Genomic DNA, 17,182 nt, shown 5'->3' with positions numbered 1-17,182 from the left:
TTAAAAAATCACCCGAAAAAATAAAACAACGACCACTAACGACTAACAATCATCATTCCCACCTTTTGAAATCACCCCTTTCAATTCACACCCCAGGATTAGCAGCTATTATTTTTAGACCAAGGCCTCCTCATCAAGCTTCTAGGCTTGTCATGTGTTTTGGTTTTTCTCAACAGAAGCGTTGCTGTTTTTTACGCAAGGAAGTATCTGATGAACCTCTTCACCTCCAAGACATTTCTATCGACCGCTTTATTTAGCCTGACACTCTGCTCAGCGACATCTGCACTATCTCAAGCGACCGACAGTGCACAAAGTATGATCACCCTGACTTATATGGACGCCATTCAAATAGCAAACGTAGATAATGTACCCATCCAAGCCCCCCCAGCTGGATCTGGAGATTTTGCAGCGGGATCGGATGTTTTCTGTGTTGCAGGAACTGGCAGCTTCACCAGCTTTGGTATCACATTTGCTAATGCAGGCACAGATCCAAGCTTTTTTCTTCAACCCAGCGTTGCCGGTGCAAGCCCAATGACCTATGAAGTTTTCTTCTCAAACAGTACTCAGGGACAAGGCACCATGGTTACGGCAGGAGTCCCCCTACAAGGCAATGCCATCCAAGCCAATAATTGTGCAGATGATAATGCAAGATTTGACGTTAGAATTCCCCCAGCAGAATGGGAAGGCAGAGCCGGTGATGCTCCATTTATGGGCATGCTGGTAATTACAGTAGAAGCAGAATAAACGCATATTAAATAAATTCGGATTGAGCGGCCCTCTATCATTGGCTAGGATTTAGTGCCCATTAAATCTTAGGCAATCAGCAAGGGCCGCATCATTTTCAGATGGCTAAAAAGAAATTTTTATTACATAGATTACATCTCAAAATCAGGCACTAAAACCCTTCAAATAGCCTACTGACAGCTTTCCTTAGAGGGTGAGACGCAATCACCCCCTGTGGTAAAAATCGGAGAAACACAAAAATCCACTTAATATGGCAAATGAAAATATATCAAAAGACATAGGTAGTCACTCTCAACCAATAGTAAAACCTTCCTAAATCACTCACAAAAACACAACTTCAATAAACCTTTAACCTCTTTACAGCTATCATTTTTAGGCAGAATCACTCCGACTATACATGTCTCGAATCCAGCTTTAGCGCTTCGAGCCCTATATTATTTTTTATAAGGAAGTTTAAAATGAAGATTTTCACTGCAAAATTAATGGCATCAATAGTTACTGCGGGTATAGCCCTTGGCTCCTCCACTTCGGCGTTATCTCAAGCCACAGACTCCGAAACCAGCATGATCACGCTAACCTTTACGGAAAATATTGATATTGCTTTTGTTGACCCCGTCACCATTGCAGATCCCACGCCTGGGGACCCGGCTGTAGGTGTAGACTTCTTCTGTGTTGCCGGTACTGGATTTAGCACTTTTAGTATTAATTTTGTAAATCCGGCTGCTACAGGCCCTGATTTTATTCTGATGCCTTCGGTAACTGGGACCCTACCTATCTCGTATAACGTATTCTTTAAAAATGACACTGCTCCAGGACCAGGGGTACCTGTTACGCCTAATGTACCAATCCCGGGCAACCTTATTCAGACAAGCGCATGCCCCGACCCCACATTTGATAACGCAAGATTTGACATTGAAATCCCCTTTGCTGAATGGGGTGGCAGAGAAGGAGATGGACCTTTTACAGGAATGCTAGAGCTAACAGTGACCGCCGAATAAAGTTACTCCACTCTCAAATTTTACTGGCATTGTTAAATGAAATTGTCACTTTTTTAAAGGAAGCTTCATTTGAAAACCAAATACCCTAAACTGTTCCTCTCCATTGCTACAACCTGCTTAGCTATGGGAGCCACCAACACCGCGCTATCTCAAGCCACAGATAGCGAAACAAGCATGATCACTTTGACATTTTCTGATTTCATAATCATAGAGAATGTAGATCCAGTCACTATTGCAGATCCAATGCCCGGAACCGATGCAATGGGATCAGATACCTTCTGTGTTGCAGCAAGTGGCTTTGGTAGTTTTAGCATCACATTTGCCAATGTGGGCTCAGACCCAACCTTTCTCTTACAGAGTAGTAATGGCACAGGACCAATTTCGTACAATGTAGGCTACGCCAATAGTACTGGAGGACCAGCACAGCCTGTAATGGCTGGTATTCCTCTGGGCGGACAGGGAATACAGGCAAGTAATTGCTTTAATGACAATGCACGATTTGATATTGATATCCCAGCCACAGTATGGAATGGTAGAGAACCTGACGGACCTTTTACGGGTATGTTATTGATTACAGTTGAGGGTCAATAAGACATTTGAAAGTTAACGTTTTAGATACACCAGACCTGGAATCTGGTGTATCTAAAAATCACATATCAAACTTACTTGGCTCAAAAAAATATAATTTTAAGCCAAAAAAAACCAAAAATTCAATAAAATCAAAGCTCACGCTCCTGATTTAACCAAGCACTACAGCCTTGCTTTAAAAGTTAACGTAAACATTATTACCCGTCGAAAAAGCCTTTAACCCTAAAACAGAGAAATATATAGCCACCACCCTACACTGAAATTCGGCCTTAAAACAACGTATACTTCATTGGCCAGCAAAGCTTCCTTAGAAATGGCCCAGATCTCCCCCCGAGCTTCTTAAGTTCTAGTGAACCTAATGTTACTCAGCTGAACAGGTAATTCTATTTTCAAAACAAACACCGCCCCGAGTAGAACAGGTTTCCAGTAGTTTGCCTTTGGCCTCTACCTCAGAAAAGCCTTTGGAATGCATACCGCCAGCCCGCATATCTTTCATATAGCAGGCCCATCTGGGGCGTTCCTTTACTGGATGGAGAACGACTTCTGGTTGGGCATTGTTAGATTGACCTTCTACCAGGGCCTGTAGGTCCACAATCAGATCCTGCATGGAGCGAATATCTTTGCGCAACCTGACAACCTCTTTCTTGAGTTTGCGCATTTCAACCGCCTCTTGATTTTCATCCTTCAGGGCATGTACTTCTTTGCGAAGTTTTACCATCTCTCTTTTAATCTCGTGCAGATCTTCAGCGGTGCGATGATTGTCGTGGGCCAGTAGAGGAGAGGAGAACAGAGCAAGGGAAATCAAAAGCGGTAAACTACGCATGGTCTTACTTCCAGTAAAATTTCTTATTACAAGCCAAAATTCGGGAAGGAATATAGCGCAAAAAACCTTAACTCAAAATGAATCGTATTGAGCACCCATTAATACTACCTACGCAGCTCTTGAGAGAATATGTAGTAAGAAGCCATTTAAAAGTATTCAGGGATCTAGGGAGCCGTATTTTGTTTGCCTGTCCACCGAAAATTAAACAGGTAAATAGATATTCCTGACAAATACCTTGCAAATACAGCCATATTCCACTTTAAATTTTATCAAAGAAAAAGGCGAACCGAAGTTCGCCTTGTCAGGAATGGCTTTGTGGACCAAGTCAGCTGCCGGTTAAACTGCGTACCATGCTGATCATGACTCCCGCAGCAACCGCAGAGCCAATAACCCCAGCCACATTCGGGCCCATAGCGTGCATCAGCAGGAAGTTGTGCGGATTGGATTCGAGCCCCACTTTATTGGATACCCGTGCAGCCATGGGCACGGCAGATACACCAGCAGAACCGATCAGTGGGTTTACCTTGTGCTTACTGAATACATTGAGCAGCTTTGCCATCAGTACCCCTGCGGCAGTACCGATGGCAAAGGCCACGATACCCAGGGCGAGGATTCCCAGAGTTTTTGGGTCGAGGAATTTATCTGCGGCCAGTTTGGAGCCGACCGAGAGACCTAGGAAAATCGTGGTGATATTGATCAACGCATTCTGAGCAGTATCCGAAAGGCGAGACACCACACCACACTCACGCATCAGATTACCGAAACAGAACATTCCCAACAGCGGAGCTGCAGCGGGAAGGAACAGGGCAACCAGAATCAGCAGCAACAGCGGGAAGGTAATTTTCTCGCGCTTGCTTACATGGCGCAGCTGCACCATCTCGATTTTGCGCTCCTGCTCTGTAGTGAGTGCGCGCATAATCGGTGGCTGAATCATGGGCACCAATGCCATATAGGAATAGGCTGCTACCGCAATCGCACCCAGCAAATCAGGGGCCAAAATGCTGGAAACGTAGATTGCTGTGGGGCCATCTGCCCCGCCGATAATACCAATGGCCGCGGCATCGGCGATGGAAAAGTCCATAATCCCCGCAACTGAGAGTCCGACAGCACCCAGTACAGTGGCAAAGATACCGAACTGTGCCGCCGCCCCCAGAAACAGGGTACGCGGATTAGCGAGCAGCGGGCCAAAATCGGTCATGGCCCCCACCCCCATAAAAATCACCAACGGCGCGACACCCGAAGCAATAGCCACAGAATAAAAGTTATACAGCATGCCGTTGCTGAAACCGGCATCGCTGGCAAACTCTGCGGCCTGTAGCTGCACCGCAGCCGGGGCAGCACCCAGGGCAGCTTTTAAATCCTCGAGACTGGCAACAGTATCCAACCCCAAGATCTGGGCCATTTGGGCAAGAACTGCTGCATTTCCCTGGGCCAATGCGGTCTCTGCTGCAGAGAGTGCCAGATCTGCTCCGGGAATATTGGCCAGGATACCGCCGAAGCCAATTGGCACCAGCAACAGTGGCTCAAAGTTTTTGCGAATAGCCAGAAACAGCAGCCCCAATCCAACAAAGATCATGACCAGCTGCCCCGGCATCATTTGTGCGATGCCGGAGGACTGCCAAAGCGTGAGTAAATTATCCACTTGCGACTCCTACCCCAATCTATGCGATAGACAGCAGGGCATCACCCACCGCCACGGAATCGCCCTCTTTTACCGCTACACTGGCAACACTGCCACTGCGCGGCGCACTCACTACGGTTTCCATCTTCATGGCTTCGAGCACAATAATGGCCTGGCCCTCGCTGACCTTGTCACCGGGCATCACCATCACCTTAAAGATATTGCCCGCTAGGGGCGCATTGACCGGCTCACCACCAGTGGCTGGAACCGAACTGGCTAGACTGGCTGCAGGGGCGGCCGCACCTACCGGGGCAATATTGGTCAGATCGCCACCATCGGCCACTGTCACGGTGTAGCTCTGGCCTTCCACAGTGACCGTATACACCTCTTCCCCGTTGTCATTTTTCACTGCGGCGTTTTCATTGCCAGTAGGCACTGGCTCAAAGGCATCGGCGTTGCCGCGATTTTTCAGGAACTTGAGGCCGATTTGTGGGAAGAGTGAATAAGTGAGCACATCGTCAATTTCACCTTCGCCATTGGTCAGGGCAATGTCCTCTGCCCCAGCTTTTTCCTGTAACTCCAAGGTGAGCCTGTCCAACTCTGGAGCGATCAAATCCGCAGGGCGACAGGTCACTGGCGCTGCGCCTTCCAATACCTTCACCTGCAACTCCTGATTCACTTCGGCAGGGGTCGCGCCATACTCCCCTTTCAAAACGGCTGCCGTTTCTTTAGAGACAGATTTATAGCGCTCACCGGTCAGCACATTTAATACTGCCTGGGTGCCTACAATTTGTGAGGTGGGCGTTACCAGGGGGATATAACCAAGATCCTGGCGTACGCGGGGAATCTCTTCGAGTACCTCATCCAGGCGCTCACCGGCGCCCTGCTCGCGCAGTTGGTTTTCCATATTGGTCAACATGCCACCGGGCACTTGGGCCACCAAAATACGCGAGTCCACGCCTTTAAGGGAACCTTCAAATTTCGCGTACTTTTTACGCACCTCGCGGAAATATGCGGCAATTTCTTCGAGCAGATGGATATCCAGGCCAGTATCCCGCTCAGTGCCTTCAAGCATGGCAACCAGTGTTTCTGTGGGGCTGTGGCCATAGGTCATGGACATGGAGCTGATGGCTGCGTCCACATTGTCGACGCCCGCCTCGATACATTTGAGTGCGGTGGCAATAGAAAGGCCCGTGGTAGCATGGCAATGCAGATGGATGGGAATATCCACCGCCGTTTTAAGTCGCTTCACCAGCTCGTAGCCTTCGTAGGGGCGCAATAGGCCGGCCATATCCTTAATGGCAATAGAATCCGCCCCCATATCCTCAATCTGGCGCCCCAGCTCTACCCACAAGTCCATGGTATGTACCGGGCTCACGGTATAGGAGATAGTGCCCTGAGCGTGCTTATCTTGTTTTTTTACCGCGGCCAGGGCCGTCTTCAGGTTGCGCATATCGTTCATGGCATCGAATACACGGAAGACATCCACCCCGTTGACCGCGGCGCGCTCAACAAATTTTTCTACGACATCATCGGCGTAGTGGCGATATCCCAGAATATTTTGCCCACGGAACAACATTTGCTGCGGGGTGTTGGGCATGGCTTTTTTTAATTCGCGAATCCGCTCCCAGGGATCTTCGCCGAGATAGCGAATACAGGCATCGAAGGTGGCGCCCCCCCAAGATTCCAGCGACCAAAAGCCGACTTGATCGAGCTTTTCTGCAATCGGCAGCATATCGTCCAGTCGCAGGCGGGTGGCGAATAGTGACTGGTGGGCGTCACGCAGGACTACATCGGTAATCCCCAATGGCTTTTTAACCTCAGTCATGGGTTATCTCTCTCGGCAGAAATTATTGGATGTTGTAATGAAGCGAAATTTGGCGATTAACGTTTTTTTCGATGTTGTTCGATGGCCGCCTTGATAATGGCGTGCAAGCGGGCATTGTCATCGTTACCGCTAGCGGGCGGAGTGGCAACTGGTTCCGCTTCGGGAAAGTGGCGAGTAATAATTCGGGACATGATACCGGTGCCTATCACCAGTAAAAGCAGGAAGGTAAAAACAATTCCCATACCGAACAGGGTAATGTCCAACCCCTGTTGAAGTAGCGTATCTTGCACTCTGTATCCCCCTAAGCCTTCGGATAATAAAAGGTTAATATCCGGGCGATTATTCTTCGGCCTGTGGCCGTTTAATGTTAAGCAGCCACTTTGCTTGGGCGCCTATAAAAACTGCCAAACAACACCGCTAAACTTCCGCACAATTCCCAGCTTGACCAACACCAAGCCACCCCAACTGCAATCCCCAAAATTCTGCGACTGAACGCAGTGATCTAATTGGTAACCTGCCTGGCTGGCAACCCATTTATGCCCGGCAATCTAGTCTTCAAGCAGGGCAAATACAACCTCGTTGGCGGTTCCACCCCGACAAGTAACCATACTATCTACTGCCAGAGGGTTTTTCTGCAGCATGGAAGTGCAGTCAATTTTCTATTATCAATACAAGTTGCTTTTAAAATCAAACACTTAATGGTTTCAGTGGCAACGGTGGCGCATGGTTCATTGCGCCCTTTATTGGTGCAAACACACTCGAATTTGAGTTCAAATCTCCTATTAAAACTACCAGCCGAATGATCATTGTTACGGAATAGCGATCACTTGCTGATAGAATATGCGCCAACCATCACACCAATTTTTCCTATTTCCAACTTTATGACCGATAAGACAATTTCCCTGCAGCCGAAGATTTACCAGGCCCCCATGGAAGGTGTTATCGACCACCATGTGCGCAGACTGCTTTCAACGATTGGCGGAGTCGATATCTGTGTAACCGAATTTGTGCGTGTTACAGATACCCGCCTACCCCGCAGGGTTTTTACTCGTCTGTGTCCGGAGCTCTTGGAAGGCGCCAAAACGGCCAATGATATCCCGGTACGCTTGCAACTTCTGGGCGGCAATCCCGAGGCCATGGGCATCAATGCCGCCAAAGCGGTTGCCGTGGGGGCAAAGGCGATCGATCTGAATTTTGGTTGCCCAGCCAAGTCGGTCAATAACAGCGATGGGGGCGCCTGCCTATTGCAAAGCCCGCATCGGGTAGAGGCGATTGTCGGCGCTGTGCGCCGAGCCGTACCGGATCACATCCCTGTCACCGCGAAAATCCGCCTGGGGTTCAACGACCGCTCCACCTATATGGAAAATGCCCTGGCCGCAGCCGCCGGTGGAGCCAATGAGTTGGCGGTTCACGCTCGCTCTAAAGTCGATGGCTACAAGCCTCCGGCCTACTGGGAATATATCGGTGAGATTCGGGAAAAACTACAGATTCCAGTAGTCGCCAATGGCGATATCTGGACACTGGCGGAATTTCAGCGCTGCCACGAGCAAACCGGTTGCCAAGCCTTTATGTTTGGCCGCAGCCTGTTGGCAAGGCCTGATTTGGGGCTGCAGATCAAGGCCTTCTGCGCCGGAGTAGAATATCAGCCGATGGCATGGCCGCAGATTGTCGAGTTACTCTGGGGTTACTATCAAATTACCCGGGAAGTCTACCCGGCCAAGTATCTGGGTAACCGGATCAAGCAGTGGCTCGCCTATCTCAAGCTCGCGTTTCCAGAGGCCCAGGTATTTTTTGAGAAACTTAAACGCCTGCGCGAGGCTGAGGCTATTGAGGCCATTTTTTCCCAGGAATTGGAGTCACCCCAGGAAATCATTAACCAGAAAGCTATTGCAGCCGCTTAATAGCGGCTGCAAAGTTCGTTAAAGCTCGGCGGTTGACTGGCGACTTAGGTAAGCCGGGTTGTAATACTTTTCCGGCAAATCATGGGCCTGGACACTCTCATAAATAACCCGCGTCTCGGTGCCAGTATTGATCGTATCCTGCAGCCGCATTTCCGCCACTACCTGCCGCCCCTCTCTTTGCCCAGAGATAAAGTGCGCAACCTTAGCCAACTTGCCGGATTTCAGGTAAAGCTCGGCTTTTACCGGAAAATTACTTTTGCTATCCACCCACAAGTTAATACGCTGATAACTGGCCCCTTTGGTTTTAGCGGTAAGGCTCAAACGGTTTACCAGCTGATCCTGTAATGTCTCCTGCCCGGCATAAACGCCCTGATAATCCTCACTCCAGGTAAGTGTGGCCACATCCCCCACCGATGCCCCCCCCAACAATTTTTGCATGGGTGTAATCCGTATAGGGCGGCGGCTACGCGGCATTAGCATCCAATAGTTATCCTGCAGCATTAACATTTTGGTGCCCTCCTCTCCCTTGCCTTTGAATACCACTAGAGATTTGCGCTGTGGGCGGGTGTACACATGGTAATTATCCATACTGTCCAGCTCGCCATTTTTGTAGACCTGCACCTCAGTGACTACTCGCGCGGAATTTTCTTGCAGACGGTAAAAATCGGCTTTGGCAAGCATGCCCTCCACTTGCTGCGTGGTGTAGATAATCTCGTTGCTGGCCCCGCTATTGGTATTGAGTGAATTGGCCAATGCCATTGGAGCCATTGCTATTACCAGAGCGCTGCCCAAAACTTTCCAAGCAGTTTTTAGTTTCGCTAACTTATACATGTACCAATGCCTCTGTTATCGGTTTGTTTACACCTTTGCGCGCTGCCATAAAGGAAGACAGAACACAGATTGCCGCTACTGCTAACGAGATCATCCAAGCAAGATTCATTGAGAAATACACCACCAGGGGATAGCTCTCGGTTTTACCGGGAGGGGGCGGCATGGTGACTTCAAACACCATCAAACCCATACTCACCGCAGCTGCCAGCAAGATGCCCACGATCGCTCCTACCAGGGACAACACCAATGCCTCCAACACAAAGCCCAGCAGTAATTCGGCGCGGGACGTACCCAATGCGGAAAGAGTGCCGATCTCACGGGTTCTTTCTGTAACCGACATCGCCAAGGTGTTGAAGAGAGAAACAAAAATCACCATCGCCATGATCACGCCCATCAGACCAAAAATTCGGTCGTAAAGACTTTTCACCCCTTGGTAAAAGAAGGCGCGATCCTCCCAGGTGGTAATTTCCAACTCGGGAGCCTGCTCAGCCAGACGCGCCTTTAATACTTCGGTGTCTTCCAGCTCATAGCCGTACAGGTGCATGGTGCTGACCTTTCCACTATCGAGAATAAACTGAGCAGAATTTATCGAGAGATACACCTGACGCTTATCCATGTCAGGAACACCAGTTCCAAAAACACCCTGTACTTTAAAATCCAGTGCGTTAAGCGCCCCATCTACAGTCGTAGACATCAGGGTGATATAGTCCCCGGTTTTTACATTCAGATTTCTGGCCAGATCCTTGGCCAGCATAATCTGCGGATCGGTAGGATCTTCATTCTTACTCAGAATGCCACCTTCGGTCATATTTAAGAAAGGCCCTTTTACCCGAAACTCGCTCGGCAAAATCCCCTGCCCCAAAAATATGGTCGACTTATCGCCATTGGAGATCAAGCCATTCAAATAGATACGTGGTTGTACCGCCTTAACCTGGCTATCGGTCAATAAGCGCTTTCTCAATTCGTCGGCATTTTCCAAGCCATTTTGTAATGGATACTCTTCATCGCTATTGAAATATCCCGGCTGGGTAAACACCAGATGCCCCTGACTGCGCGCCGCGCCTTCTTTCAGGGATTTATAAGTGTATAGACCAAAGCCCCCTGAAGTCATCAGAGCCATCACTACAATAGCGACAATTGCGACGGTCAAAAGACTGCGGCGGCGGTTGCGTAATAAATTCAAAACTGCCAGTTTTAAGCGACGCATGGGGCTTCCTCCTGCAAAATCACACCGTCTTGTAAATTGATCACTCTGTCACAGTGCTGAGTCATACGATCATCGTGGCTGGCCACAATAAAGGCCGTTTTCTGTTCCCTGCCAAGGTATTTCATTAATTCAATAATCTGCTGAGCCGTTACACTATCCAAGCTAGCGGTGGGCTCATCAGCTATCACCAATTTGGGCTTGTGCACCAGTGCTCGAGCTATCGCCACCCGTTGTTGTTGGCCGCCGGAGAGGCGGTCGGGGCGATATCGGGCAAACTCGGCCAAACCCACATAATCCAACATCTGCATTACCCGCTGTTTAACCTCTGCAGAATCCACACCATTGAGCTGTAATGGGTAGGCGACATTTTCAAAGGCACTCATCACCGGAACCAAATTAAATTTCTGAAAAATAAACCCCATCTGAGTGCGACGTATCTTCATTGCCTGCTGGTAGTCCCTGGTCATTAATTCACCGGCAAAATGCACCACACCGGAATAATCTTGGTCCAGTAAGCCACAGATATTTAGCATGGTACTTTTACCGGAGCCTGAGGGCCCACAGAGGGCCACCATAGTACCGGGGCGGATGGCCAAGTTGACATCTCGCAAAGCCTGGTGCTTTATTTCACCTGTTGTATAGGTCTTTTCTATATGTGTCAGCTGCAACATCGGTCTTTCTCCAATCCCAATTACTACTCAGTATCCAGCTTACAAAGTGCCTGAGCCCCTCTTATATTGACCTTTGCCTGCCACTCACTTTTCTGATCTGACTTTTCACCCAAATCCGCAGCCTCCAGGGCACCACAGTAGATCCAACTCACTGCCTGTACCGGCATGTGCGACAGACGCGGATCATTCATCAGCTCCCCATAGAGCTCAAATCCTCGATCAAAAGCATTGAAAAAAGCAGGTACCTTGGTAAAAGTGGTGGCCGCAATCCCTTTAAAAAGCAAATCCCGGGGCACCCCCCTAGCCGAGCGGCCAGGATTTTCAAGCTCCTCCAACATCAATAGGGCTTTGTCCATACGGGCGATCCCATTTTCTGCATAGCTCACCTTCTTCCAAGGCAACCAACTCTCCTTGGCCATCAGAGTCTCACTGGCACCCAGGTAGAATAGGGCTGCAGGGTCTGTGGGATCTTGCTGCTGGGCAACTTTGAAAGCCTCGTAAGAAACTTCAATGGCATCCCCACCCTGCTGCGCCGCCTTGTTATATAGCCCTTCTAACTGCGCATCCACTGCGGCAAAAGCGGAAGTAGACATACCCAGTTGAATCAGTGCCGCTGCAATAATCTTCTTCATGATTTCTCTCCTTGCGTTTAGGTTGGGAGCAGATTAGCGCTGGTTATGGAGGGGGTCTTGATCGTGCGACAAAAGGGGAAGGAGAGGGATAAACGGGGAATCTTTGGGCTGAATGGAGTTAGAAGCCACAGATAAGTGGTAAATGGCGAGGCGTAAACTATTTTGGCAAGTTACTTCCTAGTAGGTGGTACAGCAGAACCAGTTAATTGATATTGTCCCTAAGCGACCTCTCAAATCAGCTCGAACACATATATAAAAATTAGGTCCAACATATTGAGAGGGTAAGCCCAAACTCACCCATCTGTAAGAAAACCTTAGTATTGAAAAATTGATTATTAGGTACTGTCAGCTACCAACTTGCTAATAAATTTTAAAGCAGAGAAGCCAGGGGTGTTTAATTTTTCTAAATTTTTAACCATTGCTGACGGTAGATAAGGCTTGGCTGCAAACAGAAATTGAGCCGCCCCGGCCGGTGATTCAGTTGAAATCTTAGAAGAATAGAGATTCCATAATTCATAAATGGAAATAGAGCCCTGCTCTTTCAGGTATGTATCTATCGCATTTATAATCAGAAGACCGCAATTATAGTGAATGCGTGGATTCTTACGTGACGCATCCAGATAAACCGGATTTTCCCCCAGGCTGGCAAGGCATTTCTGCTCTGCTTGCTTTATCTTCTGTGACAGATAACCCTTAGAAAGGATACTCTCGAACGCCAAACCGGCAAAATAATCAGCCGCTCCCTCATGAAGCCAGGAGTCAGCTGTATCTATAACATCTGCGCCCTCTCTCTGATATAAATGGGCAACTTCATGGGAAAAAAGCCAAAACAATTCATCGACATCAATTGCCTCAACAACAGACTTCTTACCATACCAATGCATAAATATCTGGCCTGGCAGAGTTCCACCTTGATGACCATGTCGACCATCGTCTGTAGAACTAAAAGAAGCAAACAACGCGGGCCTATAGCCAAGTGTGCCCATTTTATCAGCAAAGAAATCCATCAACTCAGGCAACTGAGTGCTCATCTGATGTTGCAGCTTCTCTGGTAGAAGTTCATCGATCACACTTACAAAGTGATCACTCTGTATCGGTTCTCCATGACCAATATAGACCTTGCTGCCTTCATCAAAAGCCGCCCACTCAATACTTCCCTGATAGATCCTGCCATGCAGGATAATATTGTCAGACTCGGGAGCAACAATCGTCAAATACCACTTCTTTAGGCTAGGTTCGCAAGAATCTGCGCAGGCAAAAAATCTCCCCGTATGCAATAAATAACTTCCATCCGAAAACGGGGAGAAAGGGGCATATTCCTTGGGGAGGGCCGTATAAGTTGGGGTAAGATGAAAAGTAGCTTCTGTAAAGGCACTGCCGTCCTCACGCACTAAACTCTCTACCTCATCAACAAACTCAAACTGATACCCGTTAGAAGTAGGAACCCAACGCTTGCTTCTTGAGTTATCCGGAGAGCTTTTAAAGGCGAGCTTCTTTATTGGCTTTTCTGACACAAAGGTAACAAACCAGTTACCATTTCCCTTCTTTTCCAGCTTGGTGCTAATAGTATTTGCAACTGCTATAGAGCTGAATCCTAAACAGCTACATACCACAGCCATAGTAATTGCAAGGGCTATTGTACGAAACGATTTTTTTATTATCATTCTCAACCTTAATCACAAAAAGCTTGTGCTCTGAGCTTTTGAATAAGCACTTAATATTTTTTTAGCATTATATCCATGAATTACCTCTCCATTAATAAGCAAGACAGGAACACCTTTGCCACCTAGGCGATTATACTGAGACCTGCCCTGCTGGGACTTCTCAATATCATACTCATAAAATGGTATATTGTGCTCTCTCATCAATTCACGTGATTTCTGGCAATAGCCACACCATTCGGTAGCGTAGAGAATAACCTCACCCGGCCGCAGAGAGGCGTAATCCGGAAGCGGATTAAAATACAGCGCTATCTTATCCCACTTTTGAAAAATCAACAGAGCTACAGCCAAAATCAACACATTCCTCATGCAAAGACCCTATAAATCAAAGAATCAGGCAAACAACCTCTTAGCAGCTCAACAACAATTTTAGAAAGTAGAAGATAAGCCCGCAATATGTACCAACTTAGGTGGTTCAGCATTTTATGTATAAGACCCACTAGGGTGATTATGCAAGATGTTCACCATCAACTTTCCATGCTCACTCATAACATCCTTACAAATATCAGCCCTTGAGCCACTCTTTTTTATTACATCCTCTTAACGTCCCCACCGACACACTATCAGGCGCACCAAGGGGTTCGCCTTTAATGTAGTGTTGAGCTGATGCTTTTGCTGTAACTAAAGTGATCACTCTAAGAGAATGAATTTGTCTGTAAAAATTAGCTCTTAGTTAATACAGAGGGAAGGGGGACTTGTAATTTTTCAGCCCAGGGCTGAAGATCCTTGATAATAGAGGGATATAACTCTACCCCATCACGCAATTGCCGTGTTCGATTCGCCCAAGCACGCTGGCCGGGCACTCTTACTGGCTCATCACTATCACTACGGTTTTGCTCCCAGAGGTTACTTAAAGCAATGGTTTGACGAAGAAAGTCTGCTTTTGCCCCAAAAGCCTGGGGATCAATTATCTGTAAGAAAACCGAGTTGGCCTCTTTATCGTGTTTGGCTGAATCATCGTCACGGCCATAGCCTCCAAGTGCCATCGACAACACCTCCAACATCGCACTTAGTGCCGCCCCCTTGTAACCGTGATCAGCACCACCAATCGGTAAAATACTGCCACCATTTTTGAACGCCGAGGGATCATCGGAAATCTTGCCATTATGATCTTTAAGGCAAGCTGAAGGCATTTTCCTACCCTCTCGCTTTGCGCGTGACACATGGGCACCAGCTGTGATAGACATACTCACATCAAACAACAGAGGGTAATCTCCGGCCGGAGCCGCAAATGCCAGGGGATTCGCAGAGAACAATGGATCAATTCCCCCTTGAGGCGATACAGTATTTTCTCCCGGAGTTGAACAGGTTAGAATCGCCACATAACCCGCTTCGATTACCTGAGGTAAATAGGCAGCTAGGCAGGCAATATGCTGGCTGCGGCGAATAATAGCGGTAACGACACCCTGTTCAGATACTCGTGATAACGCCTGTTCAATGGCTTTGCTAAGCACCCAGGGACCAGGTAAAAATTGTGCATCCCAGTTAAAACAGTTACCCCTATCGGACAACACTTTGGGTTCACCACTAAGCTTGGACTCACCACTTTGTAACCACTCTAAATTGCTCACAACCCGGTGCAAGCCATGGGTGGTAAAACCGAGCAAGTCTGCCTGCAAGAATACATTAGCGATTATGTCGGCCCTGTCCTTAGCGAGCCCCATACGCTGGAATAAAGCACTGGCAAAATCTCTTAATTCTGTGGAAGAGTAATAATCTTGCATCGTGACTCCATGTCATTCTTAGTTAGGACAATTAAGAACCGGCGCTTACTGTAAACCGGTTATAATTAATCCGCCTTACCACCTTAAATTTATTCTCTCTATGTAACAAACAAAAAAAACATTCACATAGATTTAAACATTGCTGCGGCCCTACGGCTCACAGAAAACTTTTGCCCATCATCCATAATTACCGTAGCTGAGCCCGTCAGCCCTCGGTTAATCTTATCGATTCGCTTAATACAGACAATCGTTGATCGGTGTATCTGCCAAAAAAGATCAGGCTCCAACTGCGTCATCAATTCCTTAAGCGGTGTGCGTATAATATGCTGGCCCTGGTCTGAGTAAACAGTGGTGTACTTGTCCTCAGCGACAAAAGCCGAAATTTCATCACAGGAGATTAGGTGTACATCCTCTCCCTTACTAGCCCTGATCCAGCGTAGATATTCCGGCTTACCGACATTGAGTTGCTGCAATAAAGCCGCAATATTCGGACTCACTTGCGCCTGCTCTTCCGCTCTACTTTCCAGACGCTTCTTGATACGTTCACAAGCTAGCTGAAGTCGCTCATCATCAATGGGCTTCAACAAATAATCTACGGCTTCCTGCTCAAAAGCATTTACTGCATATTCATCATAGGCAGTAATAAAGACCACTACGGGTTTGATTTCCAGCTTGTTAAGCGCGGCAGCAACCGCAATACCGTCCAAACCCGGCATTCGGATATCGAGAAAAATGACATCAGGCTGTTCTTGCTGGCAAAGGGTTAATGCCTCCTGACCATCAGCTGCTTTACCAACTACCACCAGTTCCGGAAAAACATCAGCCAACATTTTATCCAGATGATGACGCAACAAGGGTTCATCATCGGCAATTATTGCGCGCATGGAAACTCCAATCTAGCGGTAACCCCGCCCAGTTGATTACCACTTATCTGCAGCTTGCCTTTTTCCTGGTATAGAGTGGCAAGACGCTCCTTGATATTATTTAAAGCCAAACCATTGTGCTTGTTTGACTTTGACTTATTGGTTGCAGCCTGCAACCCAATTCCACTGTCCTCCACTTCTATGATCCACTGACTAGCTTTCGTAGCCACCCTGAGACAGACCAGCCCTCCTTTCTGTGAAGGTTCAATACCATGGAAAATGGCATTTTCCACCAATGGCTGTATTAATAGGGGCGGAACTTCCGTTGAAGGGTTAACGGTTTCTGCCAGTTCGACCCTATACTGCAAGCGCTCACCCAGTCGGATTTGCTGAATAGCCAAATAGCTTTCAAGACTGCGAAGTTCATCTTTCAGGGACACATAGTCAGAACGCGATTTATTCAAACTAAAGCGCAAGAGATCGCTAAAATTGTCCAGTAGTAGCTCTGCCTTCTGTGGATCGTGCCTAATCAGCATCTTAAGATTGGCCAGTGTATTAAACAGAAAGTGAGGTTCTATTTGACTTTGTAATACTTTCAGCTGGCTTTGCACCAGAGTTTTTTGTTGCTGGGCCTGTAGTAACTCTGCTTCCTTGCGCTCAGTCTCCAGCTTGTGGGACTGTTCACGATTAAGATAAAACTGGTAGAGTAAAGTCGTCAAAAAGATTGCCAGAATTAGTGAGTAAATCAGGGCATTAACCGCAGGAAAAACTCCAAAGCCAGAGACCCACCACCAAACATTAATAGAACCCAGCACCGTCGTTGCCGAAATGGTTACTGCATACTTGAGTACATGTGGCCAGTTCGGTTTTAGGTGGAGCATAAGCTTGCGCGTAGAAAAAGCAACAAAGCCATAGGTTAGGGATATACCAAAGTTGAGAGAGTAACTCCCTCCCCACACTTGTTTAGTGATTAGGGCCACAACAATACAAAGAATCAATATACGTAAATATTCACTGAGCAACTTCACCA

At 47.7% G+C, this 17,182-nt stretch carries 17 protein-coding genes; 4 read left to right on the top strand and 13 right to left on the bottom strand.

What is annotated here, in order from left to right; all coding sequences use genetic code 11:
* The first annotated feature begins 210 nt into the window (after positions 1-210).
* The 3 genes from ACJJH9_RS05775 to ACJJH9_RS05765 all read left to right on the top strand — a co-directional run bounded on the left by ACJJH9_RS05775 (position 211) and on the right by ACJJH9_RS05765 (position 2,333).
* The gene (locus ACJJH9_RS05775) at positions 211-744 is read left to right on the top strand and encodes a hypothetical protein (RefSeq protein ID WP_444898646.1); all 534 of its coding nucleotides are present in this window, start codon (positions 211-213) and stop codon (positions 742-744) included.
* 458 nt (positions 745-1,202) lie between these two features.
* Positions 1,203-1,742 (top strand): hypothetical protein, encoded by a 540-nt coding sequence (locus ACJJH9_RS05770; RefSeq protein WP_444898647.1) that lies wholly within the window; start codon positions 1,203-1,205, stop codon positions 1,740-1,742.
* A 69-nt stretch (positions 1,743-1,811) separates the two neighbouring features.
* The gene (locus tag ACJJH9_RS05765) at positions 1,812-2,333 is read left to right on the top strand and encodes a hypothetical protein (protein WP_444924615.1); all 522 of its coding nucleotides are present in this window, start codon (positions 1,812-1,814) and stop codon (positions 2,331-2,333) included.
* Positions 2,334-2,691: 358 nt separating this feature from the next.
* Here ACJJH9_RS05765 and ACJJH9_RS05760 read toward each other — a convergent pair whose 3' ends face one another.
* The 4 genes from ACJJH9_RS05760 to ACJJH9_RS05745 all read right to left on the bottom strand — a co-directional run bounded on the left by ACJJH9_RS05760 (position 2,692) and on the right by ACJJH9_RS05745 (position 6,892).
* Entirely contained in the window at positions 2,692-3,153 is a 462-nt protein-coding gene (locus tag ACJJH9_RS05760) for a THO complex subunit 7 family protein (protein WP_444924614.1), read from the bottom strand.
* Positions 3,154-3,478: 325 nt separating this feature from the next.
* On the bottom strand, positions 3,479-4,795 hold the full coding sequence (locus tag ACJJH9_RS05755; protein WP_444898650.1) for a sodium ion-translocating decarboxylase subunit beta: 1,317 nt from the start codon (positions 4,793-4,795) through the stop codon (positions 3,479-3,481).
* Between the two features lie 19 nt (positions 4,796-4,814).
* On the bottom strand, positions 4,815-6,602 hold the full coding sequence (gene oadA / locus ACJJH9_RS05750; RefSeq protein ID WP_444924613.1) for a sodium-extruding oxaloacetate decarboxylase subunit alpha: 1,788 nt from the start codon (positions 6,600-6,602) through the stop codon (positions 4,815-4,817).
* Positions 6,603-6,658: 56 nt separating this feature from the next.
* Positions 6,659-6,892 carry an OadG family protein gene (locus ACJJH9_RS05745; RefSeq protein ID WP_252085251.1) on the bottom strand — a complete coding sequence of 78 codons (234 nt, stop codon included), beginning with the start codon at positions 6,890-6,892 and terminating at the stop codon, positions 6,659-6,661.
* 591 nt (positions 6,893-7,483) lie between these two features.
* Here ACJJH9_RS05745 and ACJJH9_RS05740 point away from each other — a divergent pair.
* Positions 7,484-8,503 (top strand): tRNA dihydrouridine synthase, encoded by a 1,020-nt coding sequence (locus tag ACJJH9_RS05740; protein ID WP_444925207.1) that lies wholly within the window; start codon positions 7,484-7,486, stop codon positions 8,501-8,503.
* Between the two features lie 18 nt (positions 8,504-8,521).
* Here ACJJH9_RS05740 and ACJJH9_RS05735 read toward each other — a convergent pair whose 3' ends face one another.
* The 9 genes from ACJJH9_RS05735 to ACJJH9_RS05695 form a co-directional block, all read right to left on the bottom strand.
* Positions 8,522-9,334, bottom strand: coding sequence for an outer membrane lipoprotein-sorting protein (locus tag ACJJH9_RS05735; protein ID WP_444924612.1), 813 nt, complete (start codon positions 9,332-9,334; stop codon positions 8,522-8,524).
* Positions 9,327-10,541, bottom strand: a complete 1,215-nt coding sequence (locus ACJJH9_RS05730; protein ID WP_444924611.1) for an ABC transporter permease — start codon at positions 10,539-10,541, stop codon at positions 9,327-9,329. The genes ACJJH9_RS05735 and ACJJH9_RS05730 overlap by 8 nt, the downstream gene beginning before the upstream one ends.
* Entirely contained in the window at positions 10,529-11,212 is a 684-nt protein-coding gene (locus ACJJH9_RS05725) for an ABC transporter ATP-binding protein (protein ID WP_444888509.1), read from the bottom strand. Before ACJJH9_RS05725 ends, ACJJH9_RS05730 begins: the two co-directional genes overlap by 13 nt.
* Before the next feature lie 23 nt (positions 11,213-11,235).
* The gene (locus ACJJH9_RS05720; RefSeq protein ID WP_444924610.1) at positions 11,236-11,844 is read right to left on the bottom strand and encodes a hypothetical protein; all 609 of its coding nucleotides are present in this window, start codon (positions 11,842-11,844) and stop codon (positions 11,236-11,238) included.
* Positions 11,845-12,179: 335 nt separating this feature from the next.
* Positions 12,180-13,508 carry a gluzincin family metallopeptidase gene (locus ACJJH9_RS05715; protein WP_444924609.1) on the bottom strand — a complete coding sequence of 443 codons (1,329 nt, stop codon included), beginning with the start codon at positions 13,506-13,508 and terminating at the stop codon, positions 12,180-12,182.
* Positions 13,509-13,520: 12 nt separating this feature from the next.
* Positions 13,521-13,874, bottom strand: coding sequence for a glutaredoxin family protein (locus ACJJH9_RS05710; RefSeq protein ID WP_444904322.1), 354 nt, complete (start codon positions 13,872-13,874; stop codon positions 13,521-13,523).
* Between the two features lie 353 nt (positions 13,875-14,227).
* A complete protein-coding gene (locus ACJJH9_RS05705) occupies positions 14,228-15,289 on the bottom strand; it encodes an Ldh family oxidoreductase (protein WP_444924608.1) in 1,062 nt (353 codons plus the stop codon).
* Positions 15,290-15,411: 122 nt separating this feature from the next.
* Positions 15,412-16,173: a LytR/AlgR family response regulator transcription factor gene (locus ACJJH9_RS05700; protein WP_444924607.1), complete on the bottom strand. Its 762-nt coding sequence runs from the start codon at positions 16,171-16,173 to the stop codon at positions 15,412-15,414.
* A complete protein-coding gene (locus tag ACJJH9_RS05695) occupies positions 16,161-17,180 on the bottom strand; it encodes a sensor histidine kinase (protein WP_444924606.1) in 1,020 nt (339 codons plus the stop codon). Before ACJJH9_RS05695 ends, ACJJH9_RS05700 begins: the two co-directional genes overlap by 13 nt.
* Positions 17,181-17,182 lie beyond the last annotated feature (2 nt).

It is taken from the genome of Microbulbifer mixtoriginis (SeqCode) (genome assembly GCF_052466715.1).
The sequence above is the reverse complement of the archived record's forward strand: the minus strand, read 5'-3'. Positions and strand labels throughout refer to the sequence as shown.

Bases quoted from the DNA above. Each gene is read 5' to 3' on its own strand.
- ACJJH9_RS05720 (WP_444924610.1), bottom strand. From the start codon at position 11,844: ATGAAGAAGATTATTGCAGCGGCACTGATTCAACTGGGTATGTCTACT.
- ACJJH9_RS05710 (WP_444904322.1), bottom strand. From the start codon at position 13,874: ATGAGGAATGTGTTGATTTTGGCTGTAGCTCTGTTGATTTTTCAAAAG.
- ACJJH9_RS05775 (WP_444898646.1), top strand. From the start codon at position 211: ATGAACCTCTTCACCTCCAAGACATTTCTATCGACCGCTTTATTTAGC.
- ACJJH9_RS05730 (WP_444924611.1), bottom strand. From the start codon at position 10,541: ATGCGTCGCTTAAAACTGGCAGTTTTGAATTTATTACGCAACCGCCGC.
- ACJJH9_RS05725 (WP_444888509.1), bottom strand. From the start codon at position 11,212: ATGTTGCAGCTGACACATATAGAAAAGACCTATACAACAGGTGAAATA.
- ACJJH9_RS05760 (WP_444924614.1), bottom strand. From the start codon at position 3,153: ATGCGTAGTTTACCGCTTTTGATTTCCCTTGCTCTGTTCTCCTCTCCT.
- ACJJH9_RS05700 (WP_444924607.1), bottom strand. From the start codon at position 16,173: ATGCGCGCAATAATTGCCGATGATGAACCCTTGTTGCGTCATCATCTG.
- ACJJH9_RS05770 (WP_444898647.1), top strand. From the start codon at position 1,203: ATGAAGATTTTCACTGCAAAATTAATGGCATCAATAGTTACTGCGGGT.
- oadA (WP_444924613.1), bottom strand. From the start codon at position 6,602: ATGACTGAGGTTAAAAAGCCATTGGGGATTACCGATGTAGTCCTGCGT.
- ACJJH9_RS05705 (WP_444924608.1), bottom strand. From the start codon at position 15,289: ATGCAAGATTATTACTCTTCCACAGAATTAAGAGATTTTGCCAGTGCT.
- ACJJH9_RS05715 (WP_444924609.1), bottom strand. From the start codon at position 13,508: ATGATAATAAAAAAATCGTTTCGTACAATAGCCCTTGCAATTACTATG.
- ACJJH9_RS05740 (WP_444925207.1), top strand. From the start codon at position 7,484: ATGACCGATAAGACAATTTCCCTGCAGCCGAAGATTTACCAGGCCCCC.
- ACJJH9_RS05735 (WP_444924612.1), bottom strand. From the start codon at position 9,334: ATGTATAAGTTAGCGAAACTAAAAACTGCTTGGAAAGTTTTGGGCAGC.